18 protein-coding genes are annotated in these 18,293 nt (G+C 67.9%); 9 read left to right on the top strand and 9 right to left on the bottom strand.

What is annotated here, in order from left to right:
• Nucleotides 1–4: 4 nt before the first annotated feature.
• The 4 genes from F6X51_RS12860 to F6X51_RS12845 all read left to right on the top strand — a co-directional run bounded on the left by F6X51_RS12860 (nucleotide 5) and on the right by F6X51_RS12845 (nucleotide 4,393).
• Nucleotides 5–2,551, top strand: a complete 2,547-nt coding sequence (locus F6X51_RS12860; protein ID WP_150964057.1) for an HWE histidine kinase domain-containing protein — start codon at nucleotides 5–7, stop codon at nucleotides 2,549–2,551.
• 489 nt (nucleotides 2,552–3,040) lie between these two features.
• Nucleotides 3,041–3,616, top strand: a complete 576-nt coding sequence (locus F6X51_RS12855; RefSeq protein ID WP_150964056.1) for a PAS domain-containing protein — start codon at nucleotides 3,041–3,043, stop codon at nucleotides 3,614–3,616.
• 175 nt (nucleotides 3,617–3,791) lie between these two features.
• Nucleotides 3,792–3,992: a hypothetical protein gene (locus tag F6X51_RS12850; RefSeq protein ID WP_150964055.1), complete on the top strand. Its 201-nt coding sequence runs from the start codon at nucleotides 3,792–3,794 to the stop codon at nucleotides 3,990–3,992.
• 161 nt (nucleotides 3,993–4,153) lie between these two features.
• On the top strand, nucleotides 4,154–4,393 hold the full coding sequence (locus F6X51_RS12845) for a hypothetical protein (protein ID WP_150964054.1): 240 nt from the start codon (nucleotides 4,154–4,156) through the stop codon (nucleotides 4,391–4,393).
• Nucleotides 4,394–4,514: 121 nt separating this feature from the next.
• Here F6X51_RS12845 and F6X51_RS12840 read toward each other — a convergent pair whose 3' ends face one another.
• The gene (locus F6X51_RS12840) at nucleotides 4,515–5,123 is read right to left on the bottom strand and encodes a PAS domain-containing protein (RefSeq protein WP_150964053.1); all 609 of its coding nucleotides are present in this window, start codon (nucleotides 5,121–5,123) and stop codon (nucleotides 4,515–4,517) included.
• 156 nt (nucleotides 5,124–5,279) lie between these two features.
• Between F6X51_RS12840 and F6X51_RS12835 the strand changes: the two genes are divergently transcribed.
• Nucleotides 5,280–5,597, top strand: coding sequence for a hypothetical protein (locus F6X51_RS12835; RefSeq protein WP_150964052.1), 318 nt, complete (start codon nucleotides 5,280–5,282; stop codon nucleotides 5,595–5,597).
• 345 nt (nucleotides 5,598–5,942) lie between these two features.
• Here the strand turns inward: F6X51_RS12835 and F6X51_RS12830 are convergent, their stop codons facing one another.
• Complete coding sequence (locus F6X51_RS12830) at nucleotides 5,943–6,773, bottom strand: ABC transporter substrate-binding protein (protein ID WP_246696779.1); 831 nt, start codon at nucleotides 6,771–6,773, stop codon at nucleotides 5,943–5,945.
• 148 nt (nucleotides 6,774–6,921) lie between these two features.
• On the opposite strand from F6X51_RS12830, the gene F6X51_RS12825 reads away from it, so the two are divergent.
• The 4 genes from F6X51_RS12825 to F6X51_RS28895 all read left to right on the top strand — a co-directional run bounded on the left by F6X51_RS12825 (nucleotide 6,922) and on the right by F6X51_RS28895 (nucleotide 12,274).
• Entirely contained in the window at nucleotides 6,922–8,259 is a 1,338-nt protein-coding gene (locus tag F6X51_RS12825; protein ID WP_191970104.1) for an MFS transporter, read from the top strand.
• A 26-nt stretch (nucleotides 8,260–8,285) separates the two neighbouring features.
• Nucleotides 8,286–9,140, top strand: a complete 855-nt coding sequence (locus tag F6X51_RS12820; RefSeq protein ID WP_246696778.1) for an amidohydrolase family protein — start codon at nucleotides 8,286–8,288, stop codon at nucleotides 9,138–9,140.
• 692 nt (nucleotides 9,141–9,832) lie between these two features.
• Entirely contained in the window at nucleotides 9,833–10,084 is a 252-nt protein-coding gene (locus tag F6X51_RS12815; protein WP_150964050.1) for a DUF6894 family protein, read from the top strand.
• A gap of 753 nt (nucleotides 10,085–10,837) precedes the next feature.
• The gene (locus F6X51_RS28895; RefSeq protein WP_191970103.1) at nucleotides 10,838–12,274 is read left to right on the top strand and encodes a DUF4214 domain-containing protein; all 1,437 of its coding nucleotides are present in this window, start codon (nucleotides 10,838–10,840) and stop codon (nucleotides 12,272–12,274) included.
• A gap of 61 nt (nucleotides 12,275–12,335) precedes the next feature.
• Here the strand turns inward: F6X51_RS28895 and F6X51_RS29035 are convergent, their stop codons facing one another.
• The 7 genes from F6X51_RS29035 to F6X51_RS12775 form a co-directional block, all read right to left on the bottom strand.
• The gene (locus F6X51_RS29035) at nucleotides 12,336–12,470 is read right to left on the bottom strand and encodes a hypothetical protein (protein WP_407658523.1); all 135 of its coding nucleotides are present in this window, start codon (nucleotides 12,468–12,470) and stop codon (nucleotides 12,336–12,338) included.
• Nucleotides 12,471–12,854: 384 nt separating this feature from the next.
• Nucleotides 12,855–14,018 carry an LLM class flavin-dependent oxidoreductase gene (locus F6X51_RS12800; RefSeq protein ID WP_150964047.1) on the bottom strand — a complete coding sequence of 388 codons (1,164 nt, stop codon included), beginning with the start codon at nucleotides 14,016–14,018 and terminating at the stop codon, nucleotides 12,855–12,857.
• Nucleotides 14,019–14,048: 30 nt separating this feature from the next.
• A complete protein-coding gene (locus tag F6X51_RS12795) occupies nucleotides 14,049–14,918 on the bottom strand; it encodes an ABC transporter substrate-binding protein (RefSeq protein WP_191970102.1) in 870 nt (289 codons plus the stop codon).
• Between the two features lie 164 nt (nucleotides 14,919–15,082).
• Complete coding sequence (locus F6X51_RS12790; protein WP_150964045.1) at nucleotides 15,083–15,808, bottom strand: ABC transporter ATP-binding protein; 726 nt, start codon at nucleotides 15,806–15,808, stop codon at nucleotides 15,083–15,085.
• A complete protein-coding gene (locus F6X51_RS12785; protein WP_150964044.1) occupies nucleotides 15,801–16,565 on the bottom strand; it encodes an ABC transporter ATP-binding protein in 765 nt (254 codons plus the stop codon). The genes F6X51_RS12790 and F6X51_RS12785 overlap by 8 nt, the downstream gene beginning before the upstream one ends.
• Nucleotides 16,562–17,407 (bottom strand): branched-chain amino acid ABC transporter permease, encoded by an 846-nt coding sequence (locus F6X51_RS12780; RefSeq protein WP_150964043.1) that lies wholly within the window; start codon nucleotides 17,405–17,407, stop codon nucleotides 16,562–16,564. The genes F6X51_RS12785 and F6X51_RS12780 overlap by 4 nt, the downstream gene beginning before the upstream one ends.
• On the bottom strand, nucleotides 17,404–18,285 hold the full coding sequence (locus tag F6X51_RS12775) for a branched-chain amino acid ABC transporter permease (RefSeq protein WP_150964042.1): 882 nt from the start codon (nucleotides 18,283–18,285) through the stop codon (nucleotides 17,404–17,406). The genes F6X51_RS12780 and F6X51_RS12775 overlap by 4 nt, the downstream gene beginning before the upstream one ends.
• Nucleotides 18,286–18,293 lie beyond the last annotated feature (8 nt).

Below are 18,293 nucleotides of genomic sequence, written 5' to 3'. Positions count from 1 at the left end.
GCCAATGACCTCGGGACCTCGCGTCGACCTGACCAATTGCGACCGCGAGCCCATCCAGGTTCCAGGCAGCATCCAGCCCCATGGCTGCCTGCTCGCCTGCGACGCGTCGGCGGCCATCGTCCTGCGCCATTCCGCGAACGCGCCGGACCTGCTCGGGACGACCGGGGACCCGAACGGTCGCCGTCTGGAAGCGGTCCTCGGGGACGAGGCCGCCCACACCGTCCGGAACTCGCTGGCGCGCACCAGGGACGCGTCCCGCCCGGCGCTCACGTTCGATCTGAGCCTGCCCTCGGGACAGGCCTTCGACGTCGCCGCCCATCTCTTCAAGGGCACCGTCGTCGTCGAGTTCGAGCCGGCGGGCGCGAACGTGGCGGAACCACTCGAACTCGCCCGCACCGTGATCGCCCAGGTCCGGGAGATCGACCGGACGGACCGACTCTTCCGCGATGCGGCTCGTCTCGTCCGGGCCATGCTCGGCTACGACCGGGTGATGGTCTACCAGCTCGGGGCGGATGGTGCCGGCAAGGTGATCGCCGAGGCCAAGCGAAGCGATCTCGAAAGTTTCCTGGGGCAGTTCTTTCCGGCTTCGGACATTCCGCAGCAGGCGCGGGCGCTCTACCTGCGCAATCCCATCCGCATCATCTCGGACGCCGATTTCAGGACCGTTCCCATCGAGCCCGTCCTTGACCTGTCGGGCGAGCCGCTCGATCTGTCCTACGCGCACCTGCGCAGCGTCTCGCCGATCCATTGCGAGTACCTGCGCAACATGGGCGTGGGCGCCTCCATGTCGATCTCGATCATCGTCGGGGGGGGGCTCTGGGGCCTGATCGCCTGCCACCATTATTCGCCCCGAACCCTGGCCATGGGCCAGAGGGTGGCGGCCGAGATGTTCGGCGAGTTCCTCTCCCTGCATATCGAGACCCTGCGGGCCAGGCAGACGCTGGAAGCGGCCGCCCATGCCCGCAAGATGCTCGACGACCTGCTGCGCGACGCGAGCCGGTCCGCCGACATCGAGGGGCTCCTACGGTCCCGCATGTCGGCGTTCGAGGCGCTGATCCCATGCGACGGGATCGGGATGTCGCTGCAAGGGCGGTGGAGCGCCGAAGGGATGACCCCGCCCAAGGCAGCCGTCCCGGCCCTGTTGCGCTTCGCCGAGGGCGTCGCGGAAGGCAGGACCTGGGCATCCAACCGCCTGTCCGCCGCGCACGCGTCCGCCCGGGATTACGCCGCCGAGGTCTCGGGCGTGCTGGTCATCCCGATGTCGCAGCGTCCGCGGGACTACCTCATTCTGTTCCGCAGGGAGGTGGTCGAGACGCTCGACTGGGCGGGGGACCCGAACAAGACCTACGAGAGCGGGCCCAACGGCGAGCGCCTCAGCCCGCGCAAGAGCTTCGCCGTCTGGAAGGAGACGGTCTACCAACAATCCCTACCCTGGAGCGAGCAGGACCGGCAGTTCGGCGAGGCGATCCGCGCGGCGGTCGTCGAGGTCGTGCTCCACAACAGCGAGTTGCTCACCGACGAGCGATCGAAGGCGGACGTCCGCCAGCGGATGCTCAACGAGGAACTCAACCACCGGGTCAAGAACATCCTCGCGCTTATCGGGGCACTCGTCGCCCACCCGACGGCGGAGGGCCAGACGCTCCATGGCTACGTCGCGACGCTGAAGGGGCGCATCCAGGCCCTCTCGCTGGCGCACGATCAGATCGTGCGCGGCGACGGCGGCGGTAGCCTCTCCGCGCTGCTCGACGCCGAGCTTACGCCCTACCGCACCTCCGCCGATGCCATCGAACTGGGGGGGCCCAACGTCGTCCTCGACGCCCGTGCCTACTCCGTGCTGGCGCTGGTCCTGCACGAGCTGGCGACGAACGCCGCGAAGTACGGTGCGCTGTCTCGGGCGGGCGGTAAGCTTTCGGTCGTCTGGACGGTCGACGCCGGCGGGACTTGCGACATCGCTTGGCAGGAGAGCGACGGCCCGATGGTTCGCCCGCCGAGCCGAAGCGGGTTCGGCTCCGTCCTGATCGACCGGAGCATCCCCTTCGACCTCGGGGGAACGAGCGCCGTCGAGTACCGGCCCGAGGGAGTCCGGGGATCTTTCAGGATCCCGGCGAAGCATCTCACCGTGGCCGGGACCGGCGAGACTGCGCGCCCGGCGGCGCCCGTCGCTCGGTCATCCGGGGATTTCGACGACCTCACCGATTCCTGTGTCCTCATCCTCGAAGACCAGCTCGTCATCGCGGTCGGCCTCGAACAGATCCTGGCCGATGCGCGGATCGACGATGTCATCACGGCCGGCTCCGAAGCCGAGACGATGAGGCTGCTTGCCATCCGGAAGCCGGATGTCGCTGTCCTGGACATCAATCTGGGCACGGGAACCTCCATCGCCGTCGCGGACGAACTGACACGGCAAAAGGTGCCGTTCCTGTTTGCAACCGGCTACGGCGACAGCATCGTCATCCCCCTCCACCTGAAGCACATCCCCGTCGTCAGGAAGCCCTACGACGCTGCCTCGATCCTTCAGCACCTGCAGAACCTGATCCATCGATCGTCGTGACCCGCACGGTGGCCCCACGCGGCTCGCGAGGACAACGCGTTCGCGCATCCTGCCATCGAACGGAACATCCCCCCTTCCTGGCAATCGATGCGAGTGACAGGCTCTGCCGCCTTCCGGGCGGTGGCCGATCCCGGGATGGGTTTGACGGGTCAGCTGGCATGGCGTGACGGGACGTCAGGGCATCCGGCCGTGCAACGACGGGTCCTCGGCGATGCTCGGTCCCCGGCACCCGATGGCGTTTCCCATGCCGCATGCGTGGCCGGTCACGCCGTCTTCGAAGCCGCACGTGCCCGTTGCCATGCATCCACTGACGCGGGCCGGGCGGATCCATGACCCTCCGGCAGGCGAACCGAAATGCGGCTCAAAACGCAATTCTGATATGCGGAGCAGGGATTTCATCGTCGAATGTCGCCAGCATGGCAGCGCTGCCACAATTTCCGATGAGTGCCTGCGGTAGAAGGCGGCAACCGAAAGTTGTGCTCAACACCCATGCCGCTCGCTCAGCCGACCCCCACCCTCCTGTCCGCTCTGGAAGCGTCAGGCTCCCTCGGCACGTGGGAGACGGACCTGGCCTCGGGCACCGTCTATCCGTCGAGGCGGTTCGCTGAGTTCCTCGGATTGAACGCACACCGCGCGGCGGGCGGCGTACCGCTGGGCGCCGTGCTCAACAGCGTTCATGAGGCCGATCGCGAGCGCGTGGGAGCACTGGTCCATGAAGCTCACCGAACCGCTGGCCGCTTCGAGGCGGAGTTTCGGACGCTCGGCCGTGGAGGCGCAACGCATTGGGTGGCAGCCAGAGGTCAGATCGGACCGGATGCACGGGGCCGGGGTCTTCGCTGCCGCGGCATCGTCGTCGACCTGACCGGGACGCGCCAGCCGGCGTCCGGGCACGCCGACGCACAGACCCGTGTCCTGAACCAGCTCGCCGAAACGGTGATGGCCGCACGGCGCATGGCGGATACGCTGGATGTCTCGGTCCTGCACACCCTTCTGGACCTGCTGCTCTTCGAGGTCGGCCGGGAGCTCACGAAAGCCGTGAGGGCAACGGAGGGCGGCCTGCACTGACGCTGCCGCGCGTTGATGAGATCGATGGCGCGAGCCCGTGTGTGATCGGCCCGCGCCATCGAGCCAATCCGGTGTCGGAGCAGGAAAGGACGGGCGATTTTTGAACCTTTGGTTGTGTAATTTCGTTCCAACGCAACTCTTGGGTGCGTGACGATGCGAGTGGTGTGAGGGGATGATGCGGGGAACCCGAACCGAGCCTCAGGAGGGCAGGATCACGTTCAAGGGCCGCGGCCTCGCCTATCGCCATGGTCGAGGGCTGGTGCTGAAGGTCTGCCCCCTCTGCTCGCAATGGAATGCTCCGAAAGCCGCCGACAAGGGCCTCTGTGGCTGGTGCGCCTACGTCCCGTCCCTCAAGGACGTCGAGCCGGCGACCTGAGTCTCGAACAGCCGTCGCACTGAGTGCCGGTGACGGTGGCGTGCCATACACCATGTCGCAGCCGATCAGCGTGCACGGCAGACCATCGCGGGCCTCGATCACGGCTGCCAGTGCCCGAGAGCGCGTGTGCTCCCGCCTCACCGACGCGGAGAGCGGTCCAGATGATCGTCGGCTCGAACGCGGATGGCGGCGTGACGGGCGTCAGCCCGGAGTGGCGGGCCTTCACCGGGCGGGCCTTCACCGGGCGGGCAGCCCCCGAGGCTGGCGGGCACGGCTGGTTGCGCTGCATGCACCCGCATGACGACGAGCCCGCCGTCGCCGTCCGACGCCAAGCTCAGGACCACCAGGGCGAGTCCAGCCGTCGCCTGCGCCGGGCCGATGCGAGATGCTGCCGACGCTGAGGCAAGCGTTGATGGCGGCCGGCAGGCGGCTCGCCCGAGACATCGCATCGCCAGATCCGGGCAGCCGCTTCCACGAAGGAGAGCGAAGCCTCGGAGCCACGGGCCAAGGTCGCCAGGCCGCTCAGTTCATCCCCTTGCGCCGCCTCGTCCCTTCCAGCTGGGCGAGTTTGCGTCCGACCTCCAGCAGCAGCATCTCCGAGAGCAGGTTCAGGTGCGGCTCCTCGATCTCCTGCAGGGCCTTGTGAGCCGCGACGCAATGGTTTGCTGCCCGCTCCAGAGGATGGCCCGACACCGTTGTCCCGCTGCGGACATAAGCATGATCGCTCATCCGGGTCGGGGTGATGTCGATGGTGATGCCACGGCCACGCCAGGGGCCACCGCGTGCATCGAGTTCGAAGTGCCCCCGTGTCAGGACCCAGCGGGTCACACCATCCGCCGAGCACACGCGATACTCGGCCACGTACGAGCCGCCAGCAAGGGCACATTCGCCGATCAGTCGCGTGACCCGCTCGCGGTCTTCCTCGTGGATCCTGTCCGTGAACGCGGTGAACGGCGCACCGACCTCTGCCAGTTCGGGATCGACGCTGAACAGCAAGGCGACCAACGGATCCGAGCGCACGTGGTTGGTGGAGATATCCCAGTCCCACTCGCCGATGACGTCGGAGGCGTCCAACGCTGCCTGGAGGGCGTCCGGACCTGTTCGCGAAAGAATGCCTTTGAGCTTGGCCATTGCCGCTCCTCGTTGCCTACCTCATCACGACATTGTGCTGAAGCGCACCAAAGTACAACTTAAAGGATGAGAATGTTGATCGTACAACCGTAGGAAATTCTCCTATGGAAAGCCGGTCGATGGCGGTACGGTCGTCCTACCGGATGCGAGGACGCGATGAGCTTCAAGGGACCGCCTTCAAGACATCTTGAGAGTGCGGCGGATGATGGGTCCACCCAGTCCGAGATCGAGGGCACGGCCTCATCGGGGACGTTATCGGCACATTCCGCGCAACTGCTGCGTGTGATTGCCGAGACGCTGGGCATGCCGATTTCCGTGTTCGATCTACGCGAAGCACCCAACGCCCGGGCTGTCGCGGGCAGCGAGGCAGCGAACGAATGCACCGAGCTTGTCCGCGCCTACCGCCGTATCCGCGACCCCGCCAAGCGGCGTCGGCTCCTGGAACTCGTCCGTAGCGCCGGCGCGGAGGAGTAGTCGAAGGGCCGAGCCGCTGAGTGCCCCGTTAGGCGGACATGGCCCAGGCAGCACGGTGCTTCGAAACGCCTGAACCGACGGGGCGAACGCGATTCCCAGGTTCCCGGATGTCCGATCCCGGAGCGGCGCCGCCCGCGTGGGGCTGCCGGAGATGGCCGTCCGCCCAACCCCTCTGACTGTCGCACACGCAGGCCCGACAGGTTTAAATACCTGAAAAACCGTCATTCTCTCGACGAATGGTGCAACGCCGTCCCGGAACGTTCCACGGGGGCCAGCCCTGTGGAATCGGGGGCGTCCCCAATCGTGAACGGCCTTCGTGAGCCATGGCCCTCGTGCGATATCCGGCTAGCGAGCGGCAGGCGCAACCACCGCATCGGGCTGGCCGCTCCGGTCGAGGGCCTCGGCAACGAAGCCGGACGCCTTCATCTCCTCGACGAAGGCGCGGATGTAGGCACGGCCTGCCGGGCGGTCCTTCGGGGTTGCGACGGCCTGCTCGATGACCATGAACCGGCCGGGCAGGATGCGGACGTCCTTGTGCTCGCGCGCATAGGCTTCCAGGGGTTGGCGCACGGAGGCGAGGACCTCCGGGCCCTCCCTCAGGAACAGCGCCAGGGCATCGGCCGAGGTGGGCGCATAGACGCGCTCCGCCCTCTCGAGGCGGCGTCCCAGGTAGAGGTCGTAGGCGGTGTTGCGGCCGACCGCGATCCGGATGCCGGGATGGTCGACCTGATCGTTCCGGGTCAGCGGCGAGCCCTCGCGGACCATGTAGGCTCCCTCGATGATGACGTAGGGCGGGCTGAAGGCGATGGTCTGTGCCCGGTGCGGGTCGATCGCCAGGAAGGCCACATCCCACGTCCTTGGTCCGCCGAGGGCCTCGACCACCGCGCCGGCCGTGTCGAAGGTCTCGAAGCCCACCGGGACGCCCAGGCGGTGGCCGAGCTCGCGCGCCAGGTCCGCCGAGACACCGGCCGGTGTGCCGTCCGCTCCCCTCTGGGCGAGCACCGGGTTCCCGAAATTGATCGCGGCCCGCAACGATCCGGTCGGGGCGATCTCACGGGCGAGCCGGGAGGGAAGATCCTGGGCCACGGCAATGTCCTTCGGAATGGGCATGAGGAGGGAGAACACGGCCAGGAGACGCAGGCCGGCCTCGACCCGATAGAGCCGTCGGTCAGGCATGAGGGAAAGCCGATCTCCACACGAACGACGGTACGGGCGGCCGCCGGCCGCAGATGGAACAGCCGACCCGCATGTTCGCCTCGAAACGTCGTCGGTCGGTGGACAGCCCAGAGGAGCCTCCCTAGCCTGCCCAGAGGGAGAGACCGGAATGAACGCCGCAACCACCGTGCCGGAAGGCGCGCCCCAGGAAGCCGCGATCATGCGCAAGGTGGGGCTCCGGCTCATACCGTTCCTGATCATCTGCTACTTCATCGCCTACATCGACCGGGTCAATGCCGGCTTCGCGGCCCTGACCATGAACAGGGACGTCGGCCTGAGCCAGGCCATGTTCGGTATCGGCGGCGGCCTGTTCTTCATCGCCTACGTCCTGTTCGAGGTGCCCAGCAACATCGCGATGGAGCGGTTCGGCGCGCGCATCTGGATCGCCCGCATCATGATCACCTGGGGGCTCGTCGGAGCCGCGATGGCCTTCGTGGTCGGACCCTACAGCTTCTATCTCGGCCGGTTCCTGCTCGGTGCGGCGGAGGCCGGATTCTTTCCCGGCGTGATCCTCTACCTGACCTACTGGTTCCCGAAGAACTACCGGGCCCGGATCGTCGCGACCTTCATGGTCGCCATCCCGTTGTCGAGCTTCCTCGGATCGCCCCTGTCCGCGGCGCTGCTGCAGATGGACGGGATCGCCGGCCTTCACGGCTGGCAATGGCTCTTCCTGATGGAGGCGATCCCCGCGGTGATCCTCGGGTTCTGCGCGCTCTTCCTGCTGCCGAGCCGACCGAGCGAAGCCTCCTGGCTCACGCCGCAGGAGCGCACCTGGCTCACCAACCGGCTGGCGGCCGAGAGGGCGGGCACGAGCGCCGTGGACGACCACCTGCCCCTCTGGAAGGTCCTGTCGAACAAGTACGTCTGGGCGCTGGCGCTGATCTACTCGGGCAGTTCCGCGACGAGCAACGCCCTGTCGCTCTGGATGCCGCAGATCCTCAAATCCTTCGGCCTGTCGAACACCGAGACGGGTTTCCTGAACATGATCCCCTTCGGCATCGCCTCGGTCTTCATGATCGTGTGGGGCCTGCGAGCCGACAAGTCCGGAGAGCGGGTGTGGAGCACGGCTCTGCCTCTCGCGATGACCTGCCTCTGCCTGCTCGCGACGAACCTCACCAGTTCGCTCACGGTCACGCTCGTCCTGTTGAGCCTGGTGCTGATCGGCAACTACGCCATCAAGGGCCCGTTCTGGGCTCTGGCCACGGACTGGCTCTCCGCGGGAACTGCCGGTGCGGGCATCGCGGGCATCAACACGCTGTCCCATCTCGGCACGGGCGGCGCGACCTGGCTTCTCGGCGCCATCAAGGACCAGACCGGGAGCTTTCCGCTGGCCCTGCTGCCGCTGGTCTTCCTCACCGGGGCAGGCAGCGCGATGGTCCTCGTGCTCGGGCGCGCCGCCCGCGCCCGAGCGGCCGCAGCGATGCCCAGCGTGGTGGAACAGCCATGATCTCGCGACGCAGGTTCCAGACGGGATTGGCGAGCTGCGCCGCCCTCGGCGCTCTGCCGCGGTCCACGCACGCACTGACGCAGGCGATCACGGCAATCGACAGCCATGCCCATGTGTTCAGGCGCGGCCTGCCCCTCGCCGACGCCCGTCGCTACGCGCCCGATTACGACGCGACCCCGGAGGACTACCTCCGGATGCTCGACGCCAACGGCGTGTCGAACGGCGTGCTGGTCCAGCCGAGCTTCCTCGGCACCGACAACAGCTACCTGATCGACGCCTTGATCCGGTATCCCGACCGCTTACGCGGCATCGCCGTGGTGCAGCCGGATGTTTCACCGGCCGAGTTGCAGAGGCTCTCGGCTGCCGGGATTGTCGGCATCCGGCTCAATCTGATCGGCGCCCCAGACCCCCAGTTCCAGACTGCCCCCTGGCCCAGCCTGCTGAGACGCTTGGCCGACCTCGACTGGCAGGTGGAGATCCAGGCGGAGGCCCGCCGCTGGCCCGATCTCCTTGGACCCCTGCTGGACAGCGGCGTGAAGGTCGTTGCCGACCATTTCGGCAAGCCAGACCCGGCGACAGGCGTCGGCGACCCGGGCTTCCGGCATCTGTTGGCGATGGGCAAGACCGGTCGGATCTGGGTGAAGATCTCGGGCTCCTACCGCAACGGCGCCGGCCTGCCTGCGGCGGCCATCCCGCTCCTGCGCGATCGCATCGGTCTCCATCACCTCGTCTGGGGCAGCGACTGGCCGCACACGCAGTTCGAGACGGTCACGGACTACGCCAGGGCACGGGCCGAGCTGGAGGTCTGGCTGCCCGATCCCACCGACCGCCGGATCGTTCTGCTCGAAGCGCCGTGCCGGCTATTTCACCTCGGCAGATAGGATCGCGTTTCAGCGCCGAGCCGCATCGGGGAATGCCAGCCAGGTCCGTCAAGCTCAGTCGGCGAACCGCGGCGGCAGGGGCGAAACGCCTGGCCGCCTGACTCACGACCAGGGGCGACGGACCGACATTCTCCGAAGGCCGCCTCCAGCCGTGAGCCGGCGACTCGGTTTCAACCGCTGAGCGCGACCGGCACATGTCTTGGCAGGGAAGTCCGAGTGAGGAAGCGACAGGCCCACAACGCAACATATGATCTGAAATCAGTTAAAATGATAAATTCTGACTTCGTAAATATGTATTGCAATCATCCTGAAAGCGGCGCACGGTTTGGAACCCTGAAACTGCGATCAGGGCATTTAATCTAGATCTATCCCTGTCGAGAACTTCTGAGGTGAGGCTATGCGTCATCACAAGCAGTCCGATGCTGAGGAGGCTCCACCGGACCGGGTGGTGGCATAAGTTCTAGCGCGATCGCGCACACGGAAGCGGGACGGAAGTCCCGCCTTTCTTTTGGTTTGTTGGGGCTGCGTCGCGCGATCTTCGTCCTGACCGGCTCGACCGGCCCAGCCAGACCGGTTCGGGCACACAGGTCTCGCGAGTATGACGTTGGAAACGCCAGACCCCGTGCAGGCCGGTTGGCACAGGCCTAGATCAGGGCGCCCGGCGTGGCTCAGATGAGGACGTTCGACGCCTCTTGGAGAGAGTTCGGTTCGCGCTCCTCAACCGGCCTGCCGACAGCGGTGTGAAGCAGGACGACACGGGCGTCGAATTCGCCGGCATGACGGATGTGCGCAAGGCGGCCCAGCACCGTCTCCCTGACATTGCGCGGGAAGAAATCCCAGAGGACGGCGACCGGCAATCCGTCACGGTGCTGGTGAGGGACGAGGACGGTCACCCCGCCTACACGGCGACGTCGAACGACGCGGGGCTCTGGCTCCTCCGGTAAACCCGATGACCGTCTAGTGAATCCCCTCGGTCCTATGCGTTGGTGAAGCGACGCACCCGCTCTGGGCAAAAAGCTCCCTGAGATTGTTGACGTTCTCGCGCGCCCTTGCCTCGGCACTCTCGGAGGTTCTGAATGCCTCGACAGAGAAGACATTGCCGTTCAACCCAATGGAGACTGCAAGCCAAGGCAGTCCCTCTGCAGGAGGCGGGTAGACCAAGAATTCAAATTCCGTCGGTCTTCTTCCTTCGTTTTGTTCAGCCATGAACTGTCCACACCTAAACCAGTATAAATATTGATTTTAATCCATCACATCTAAGCGAAATTCATACAACGTCATATGATGTGATTTACGAGATTTACGGTATCGATCTATGCAGCGACGGAATGTCGGCCTGTCGACTTGAGTTCGCGCGTGCCTCAAACAAGCCCTTACGCGGAGGATTTCGGGCACAAGGATCACAGGCCGTCGCGGCTCGCGGGGCCTTTCGTGACGGGTGGCCACCCCCCGAGGTCGCCGTGGCGGCCATGACGATCGTGTCCCGACCTGTGACGGTGTGGCCGCCACCCCAGGCCCACGCTTTCCCCATCCGCTGGCGTGATGGGTATCACTGTTCCATCAGGGCGCACTGTCCATAACCCCTCAACGCCCGACGGCGATCGGTGTGATGAGGAGACGGTCACATGGCTCTGACAGCTGCGCAGATCACCACGGCATTCGAGAACGTCCTCCAGCGCGACCCGAGTGGCGAGGACGTGAATGCCCTCACGGCCGCGTCGCAATCCGGCTTCTTCACGGACGGGCAGGTCTACGGATCGATCGTGAACTCGGCTGAGGCCAACGCCAATGTCGATCCCGTGATCCGGCTCTACCAGGTTGCCTTCGGCCGCGTGCCCGACAAGGACGGTCTGCACGCCAACGTGAACGGTTTCGAGGCGTCCGGCCAGAGCCTCAAGGCGATCAGCGAGGCCTTCGCGCACGCGCCGGAGTTCACGGCCCAGTACGGCAGCGGCGAGGTCGTCACCGAGAGCTACCTCCAGTCGCTTTACGCGCATGCGCTGGACCGCAGCGCGTCGGCCGTCGAACTCCATGCCTGGCTCGAAGCGGTCAACACCCCCGGCTCCGGCGTCTCGACGCGGGCCGACATGCTCAACAGCTTCGCGCAATCCGCCGAGTTCATCGCCCGCTCCGATGCCGCGGTGAACGACTTCCTCTTCAAGGCCGCGCAAGGACAGGACGCGTACGCGGCCCACCCGCTCCTCGGCGGGTCGGAGCACATCTTCACGCTCGCGGCGGGCCCGGACAACCTCGTCGGCACCAGTGGCAACGACACCTACAACGCCATTATCAGCGCCGGCCTGGATGCGACCCTGACGGCGGGAGACGTCGTCCAGGACCAGGGCGGTTCCGATGTCCTGAACGCGATCGTTCACAGCAATGCCGGGACGCCGATAGCCATTGCTGGCGTGGAGATCATCAACCTCGACACATCGGTCAGTTCGGGAAGCGCCGCCCTGGCCGTGGAACTGAAGGACGCCGCCGCCACGACCCTCACGGTCGCGGGGAGCCACGGCGTCAACTTCGGCGAGAGCAGCCTGCCCAACGTGACCACGCTCGATGCGTCCGGCGTCACCGGAACCGGAACGGCCGGCGCCGTCGTCTTCGACGCTTCGGCTCATCACGACGCGGCGCAGGGCCTGACGCTCAAGGGTGGGGCGGGCAACGACGTGTTCGCCGGTGGCTACGGAGCCGATACAGTCACCGGCGGCGCGGGCAACGACGTGTTCGTGTACGGCGACCTCAACCAGTCGACGGCTGCCCACATGGACACGATCACGGACTTCCATCCGAACACGATCGGCACACCGGGCGCGCCGGCCAACCAGGGAGCGGGCCAGCTGACCTCAAGCTATAACGGCGACGTCCTCGATTTCACGGCGCTGTTCGCCGGGAAGGCAAACGGCGTCGAGTTGCGTAACGTACCGAGCGAAGGGGCCGCTTTGTCGCTCCTGAAAGCCGATGTCGAACTAGGGGGATCGGGCGCCTTCGCTCTTTTCGACACGTCGAAGAGCAATCTCTACGTGGATGTCGATCACAACGGCGCGGCCGATGCCATCATCCATCTGGCAGGTGTCACCAGCATCACCGAGGCCGCGATCCGGTTTCATGGTGGCGATCTCGGCCTGCTGTGACTTGGGACGGTCGAGGTTCGCCGCAGGGCCGGGCATGCTGGCACAGATGCGTCTGATCGCGTCATCCTCGGACGCCTGTCGTCTCCCATTGCCGGCGCTTCGAGGTCGTCACCGGCCCAATCCCGACGATCGGGATCATCCGCTTCATGTCGTAGGCCAGAACCTGCGGGCTCATCGCGGTCCGGACCTTCGCCAAGATCCGGGTCGGGACGCGGGGGGGCTCTCATCCGGGCCTTCAGCGTGCCGGACGGGGGCTCCACGGGCTGGGGACGGATCGTCCTCGCGTCCGGCAGCCGCAGGCGCCCCTCCCGGTCCGGGCTCCAGGCGCGCGCCGCGCCGTTCCGTGCCGCGGATGGCTCGGCCGGCGGACCCCCGCGGTCCCGGTCGGCACACCACGGCCTGACCGTCGCGCCGCGGATCGCTCGCCGCGACGTAGCCGTCCTCGTCCGGGTCGCCCATGCGCCAGATGAAATTGTTCGGCAAGCGAGGAGCCTGCACTGAGGGCGCTCCGCTTTCCCCGGCTGACCCGAGCTGGCCGCTCGCGGCTTCCGACAACGCGGCGCCTTTTCCTGCCAATCGCTCACGCCGATAGGCGGTCGCGGCGTTGCGTGCTCCGCCCTCGGGCGGAGTTGCGCCACGCCGCGTCGCGCTCCCTGGTGAAGGCCGAGGTGACGCCCGCAGCGGCTTGGTGGTCCACGTCGAGATGCGGCAGGACGAGTTCGCCGAAGCGATAGGCTTCCTCGAGGAGCGGCATTCCCGACACGATCAGGACATCGTTGCCGGCATCGCGATAATCCTGGATGCGGGACAGCACCTGCGCGGCACTGCCGACGAGCGCCGTGCCCGGCCCGTGCCGGACGAGGCCGATCGCCGACCAGAGGTTCGGGGCGATCTCGAGCTCGCGCAGGTTTTTCGGCTTGCGCCCGCCATGCAGGGCCGACATCCGCTGCTGCCCGATCGAGTCGATACCGGCCACGTAGGCCTGGGCGCCGGCGATTGCGGCCTCGTCCATGTGATCGTAGAGGTCCTGCGCGGCCGCCCAGGCGGCTTCCTCCGTCTCGCGCACGATGACGTAGAGCCGGATGCCGAACCGGATCTTGTCGGCCCGCCCGTATGTCTGCGCGAGCGTCCTGACCTCGCGGATCTTGGCCTCCGACTGCTCTGGCGTCTCGCCCCAGGACAGGTAGGTGTCGATGTGCTTGGCGGCGACCGCGTGGGCGGCCGGGGAGGACCCGCCGAACCAGAGCGGGACATGCGGCTGCGTCGGGGGAACCGGGATGCCGGCATCCACGACGTGGATGTACCGGCCCTTGAAGGTCACCGTCTCGCCGCGCAGGAGGCCGGTCAGGACAGTGAGGAACTCGTCCGTGAAGGCGTAGCGTTCGTCGTGTCCAAGGTGGATCCCGTACTGCGCCATCAGCTTGGCGTCGCCGTTGACGATGTTGACCCGCAGCCGCCCCTTCGAGAACTGATCGAAGGTGGTGATCATCTTGGCGAGCAGCGTCGGCGAGATCATCGGCGGATGCGCGGCGATCAGGTGCTGGAACTGCTCCGTGTAGGGGATCAGCGACGCCCCCTGGATCCAGGCGTCGTGCGAGCCGGTCGCGAGCAGAGCCCCGGTGAAGCCGAGATGGTCGACCGCGCGGGCGAGCTGCTGGAAATAGGCGTAGTTGAGCGGGCGCGCCCCATCGGCCCGCCAGGGATAGCGGCCGTCGGGGCCTGTCAGGTACCAGAGAACTTCCATGGGACTCGCTCTCCTCTGCGGGGTTGGCGCTCAGGCCGCTGCGAAGTGGCTCGAATCGACGGTGTCGCTGACGTCGATGCGGTGCGGGATCAACCCGAACGTCGCGAACAGGTCGGCATGCGCCTGCTGCTCGGTCAGGAAGTCAGGGCCGGGTGCGGAGATGCCCCAGGGCCGCGCGGTGAGAGCGGGCAACCACTGCGCCGCCGCGTGGCCGTTGACGCCCTCCAGAAGCGCGGCCGCCTCCCGCGGGTCGGCGCGCGTCGCCGCGTCGGAAGCGACGAGCGCGTCGATCAGAGCCCTCACGGCGTCCCGATGCGTCCTCAGGATCTCGGTCGGCCCCCAGAACGCGGTGCGATTGGAGAATGCCGCGCCGGGCTTCGCCAGAATCCGGACCGGACGGCTCGCCGCAATCTGCGCGTAGAGCGGATCGGTCGCGACGATCGCGTCGAGGTGGCCGGCCAGGAAGGCGTCCGCGGCGGTGGCCGGGATGATCTCCGCAGCCCGGACGTCGCTCCAGGCGAGCCCTGCCGCTTCCAACTCGGCCGCGAGGAACTGCGTGTGCCAGGAGACCGGCATCAGGCCGATGCCGCGCCCGCCGAGGTCGGACAGGCTTCGGATCTCGGATTCTTCGGCGACCAAGAGCCCGCCCCGTTCCGGCCGAGGCTCACCGATCGCGAAGACGGCCGTCGAGAGCCCGGCGGCCTTGGCCAGGATCGGCGGCGTGGCGCCGGTTCCGGCGAGGTGCAGTACGCCGGCCTGGATCAACGGGATGGTCTGGGCCCCCGCACCGTAGATGAAGAAGGCGAGCCCTTTCTCGCGGAGAGCCGCGGCGGCCTCGCGCCGGCGGGCGAGGATCGAGAGGGAGGGATTCTGTGGATGGGCGCCGACGATCAGCGTCATGGGGACCTCCGGAGGGACGGTAGCGGTTCCAGCGGGGAGCGGATGCGCGACCCCCATCGGGTCCCGGATCCGCGCATGGGGCGCGGGGCCGCGCCCCGCAGGCGGGCCGCGCGGCCCGGCGGGTCCCGGCGACGGAGCCGGCGCGGCGCCGACCCCGCTCGCGCTCACGCCGCGCGCCCCGTCCCGGCACCTGCGCCCAGATAGGCGTCCAGGACGGCCGGCGAGGCCGCGAGCGCGGCCGCCGGCCCTTCCAGGACGATCCGGCCGCTCTCGAGGACGTAGCCGCGCGAGGCCAGCGCGAGCGCCTTCCGGGCGTTCTGCTCGACGAGCAGCACGGCGATCCCCTGGCCATTGAGGTCGCCGAGCAGCGCGAAGATCTCCGACACGATGAGCGGCGCAAGCCCCATCGAGGGCTCGTCGAGGAGCAGGACGCGTGGGCCCGCCATCAGCGCGCGGCCGATCGCGAGCATCTGCTGCTCGCCGCCCGACATCAGCCCCGCGGCCTGGCGACGGCGCTCCTTGAGGCGGGGGAAGCGCGTGTAGACGGCCTCCAGCGTCTCGGCGCCCCTGCGGTCGCGTCGCCCGTAGGCCCCGACGAGCAGGTTCTCCTCCACGCTCAAGGGGGCGATCACCTGCCGCCCTTCTGGAACGAGGGAGAGCCCGGCCCGGACGATCTTCTCCGCCGCGAGGCCGGCGATCGGTCTGCCGTCGAGGAGGATGCGTCCGGCGACCGGCCGCAGCAGGCCCGCCACCGTATTGAGCAGGGTCGTCTTGCCTGCCCCGTTGCTGCCGACGACCGTGACGATCTCGCCGGGCCGCAGGTCCAGGCAGACCTCGTCGAGGACCGGCGGACCGCCATAGCCCGACGAGAGGGACCGGATCTCAAGCATCCTCGGCTCCGAGGTAGGCCTCGATGACCCGGGGATCCTTCCGGATGGCGGCCGGTGGTCCGGATGCGATCGGGCGGCCCTGGTTCAGGACCTGGATCTCGTCGCAGACGCCCATCACGAGATCCATGTCGTGCTCGACGAGGACGACCGTGATCCCGTCGGCCCTGAAACCCGCGATCAGGCCGCGCAGAGCATGCTTCTCGGTGTGGTTCATGCCGGCCGCCGGCTCGTCGAGGAGGAGGATGCGGGGTCGGGCGGCAAGCGCCCGGGCGATCTCGACCCGCCGCCGGTCGCCGTAGGAGAGGTCCCCGGCGCGGCTGTCGGCCACGCGGCCGAGACCCGCGCGCTCGAGGAGCGCGACCGAGAGCCGGTGCCGCTCCCGCGCGATGCGGTGCAGGCGCGGCAGGCGCAGGAGGATGTCCGCCAGCCCGGCCTCCGGCTCGTGGAGCGCCAGGGCGACGTTCTGCGCTGCCGTGAGCTGCGGCACGAGCCGGATGTGCTGGAAGGTCCGGGCGATCCCGAGCCGCGCGAGGCGATGGGCGGGCCGGCCCTGAACGGGCGCGCCATCGAACAGGACCTCGCCGTGCGTCGGCGCATCCACGCCGCTGACGATGTTCATCAGCGTCGTCTTGCCCGAGCCGTTCGGGCCGATGACGCCGACGACCGCGCCGGCCGGGACCGCGAAGGAGACGTCGGAGAGCGCCGCGACGCCGCCGAACCGCCGTGAGACGCCGTTCACCGAGAGGAGCGCGGTCATTGGGCAATCCTCCCGCGAACGAGGAGGCGCGGCAGAGATGCGATCCCCGTCGGCAGGAACAGGATTGCGAGCAGCGTCACCGCCCCGATCAGGACCTCACGCAACTGGGCGGAGAAGCGAAGCACCTCGGGTAGCGCCGTCAGGATGATGGCGCCGATCGCTGCGCCGAGCAGGTTCCACACGCCGCCGAGAACGGGCGCGATGACCGCATCCATCGAGCGCAGGAAACCGAAGTCGCCCGGGGCCACGAAGCTGTTCAGGTGGGCGGCGAGTGCCCCGCCGAGGCCCGCGATCGCGCCCGAGGCGGTGAAGAGCGCGAGCTTGACGCGGGCGACGTCGTGCCCGGAGGCCGTCACGGCGAGTTCGTCCTCGGCGATGGCGCGCATCCGGTCCCCGAGGGCGGAGCGGCGCAGCGCCCAGACGAAGTAGACGACGAGCGCCAGCAGGAGCAGGAGCTGCCAGGTCTCGGTGTATTTCGGGATCCCGAAGACGCCGAGCGCTCCGCCGGTCACCGGATCCCAGTTGAGGGCGAGGATGCGGACCACCTCGGTGAAGGCGAGCGTCGCCATCGCGAAGTAGTCGCCGCGCAGCCGCAGCACGAGGGCGCCGAGGCCCGCGGCCGCGAGCGCGCCCGCGAGCGTGGCGGCGAGGAGCGCCGGGCCGAACGGCCAGCGCTCCTGCATGGTCAGCCAGATCGAGAGATAGGCGCCGACCGCCATCAGCCCGCCGGTCGCCAGCGAGAGGAGGTTGACCCCGAGAAGGAGAAGGCAACCGAAGGCCAGGACGGCATTGAGCAGGCAGAGATCGATGACGTTCTCGTAGGTATAGTAGAACTCGCTCATGCCCGCTTCGCCTCCCGGGTCGCAAACAGCCCCGTCGGCCGCGTGAGGAGGATCAGGAGGACGAGCCCGAAGCCGACGGCGTCGCGGAAGCCCGACCCGACCGCCACGATGCTCCCGACCTCCACGAGCCCGAGCAGCAGGCCGCCGACGAGGGCGCCGACCACGTTGCCGAGCCCCCCGAGGATCAGCACCGTCAGTCCCTTGAGGAGGATGGTGTCGCCCATGAATGGCGACACCGACTGGAAGAGCAGCGACCACAGCCCGCCGGCGCCGCCCGCGAGCGCGCCCGAGATGAAGAAGGTCACGACCCGCACCCGCCCGACCGGCACCCCGACCAGCCGCGCCACGGTCTCGTCGAAGGCGACCGTCCGGATCGCGCGCCCGAAATTCGTGAATTTGAGGAGGATCCCGAGCGCCAGCACCATCGCGAGGGCGACCCCGAACGCGACCACCTGGAGGCCCTGGAAGCGCGCCGCCCCGATCACGATCGTGGCGTCGATCAGGGCGCTGTCCGGATAGCGCACGACCTGCGTGCCGAACACCTCCTGCGCCGCGCCGATGAGGATGCGGGCGAGCGCGAGGCTGCCGACCATGCCCATCCAGCGATGCGCGCCGCGCCGCTGCAAGGGGCGGAACACCAGCCATTCCGTGACGACGCCGAGGATCCCGGCCGCCACGACCGCGACCGCCATGGCCGCCGGCAACGGAAGCTGGAGCGTGCGCACGGCCTCGAGGCCCACATAGGCGCCCCACATGAAGACGGCGCCCTGCGACAGGTTCAGCACGTTGAGGACGCCGAACACCAGCGTGAAGCCGACGGCGAACACGGCGTAGACGGCTCCGAGCGAGAGGCCGTTCACGAGTTGCTGAAGGATCATGACGCGCG

Origin of the sequence: Methylobacterium planeticum (assembly GCF_008806345.1) — a bacterium.
Lineage (GTDB): Bacteria > Pseudomonadota > Alphaproteobacteria > Rhizobiales > Beijerinckiaceae > Methylobacterium > Methylobacterium planeticum.
The sequence above is the reverse complement of the archived record's forward strand: the minus strand, read 5'-3'. Positions and strand labels throughout refer to the sequence as shown.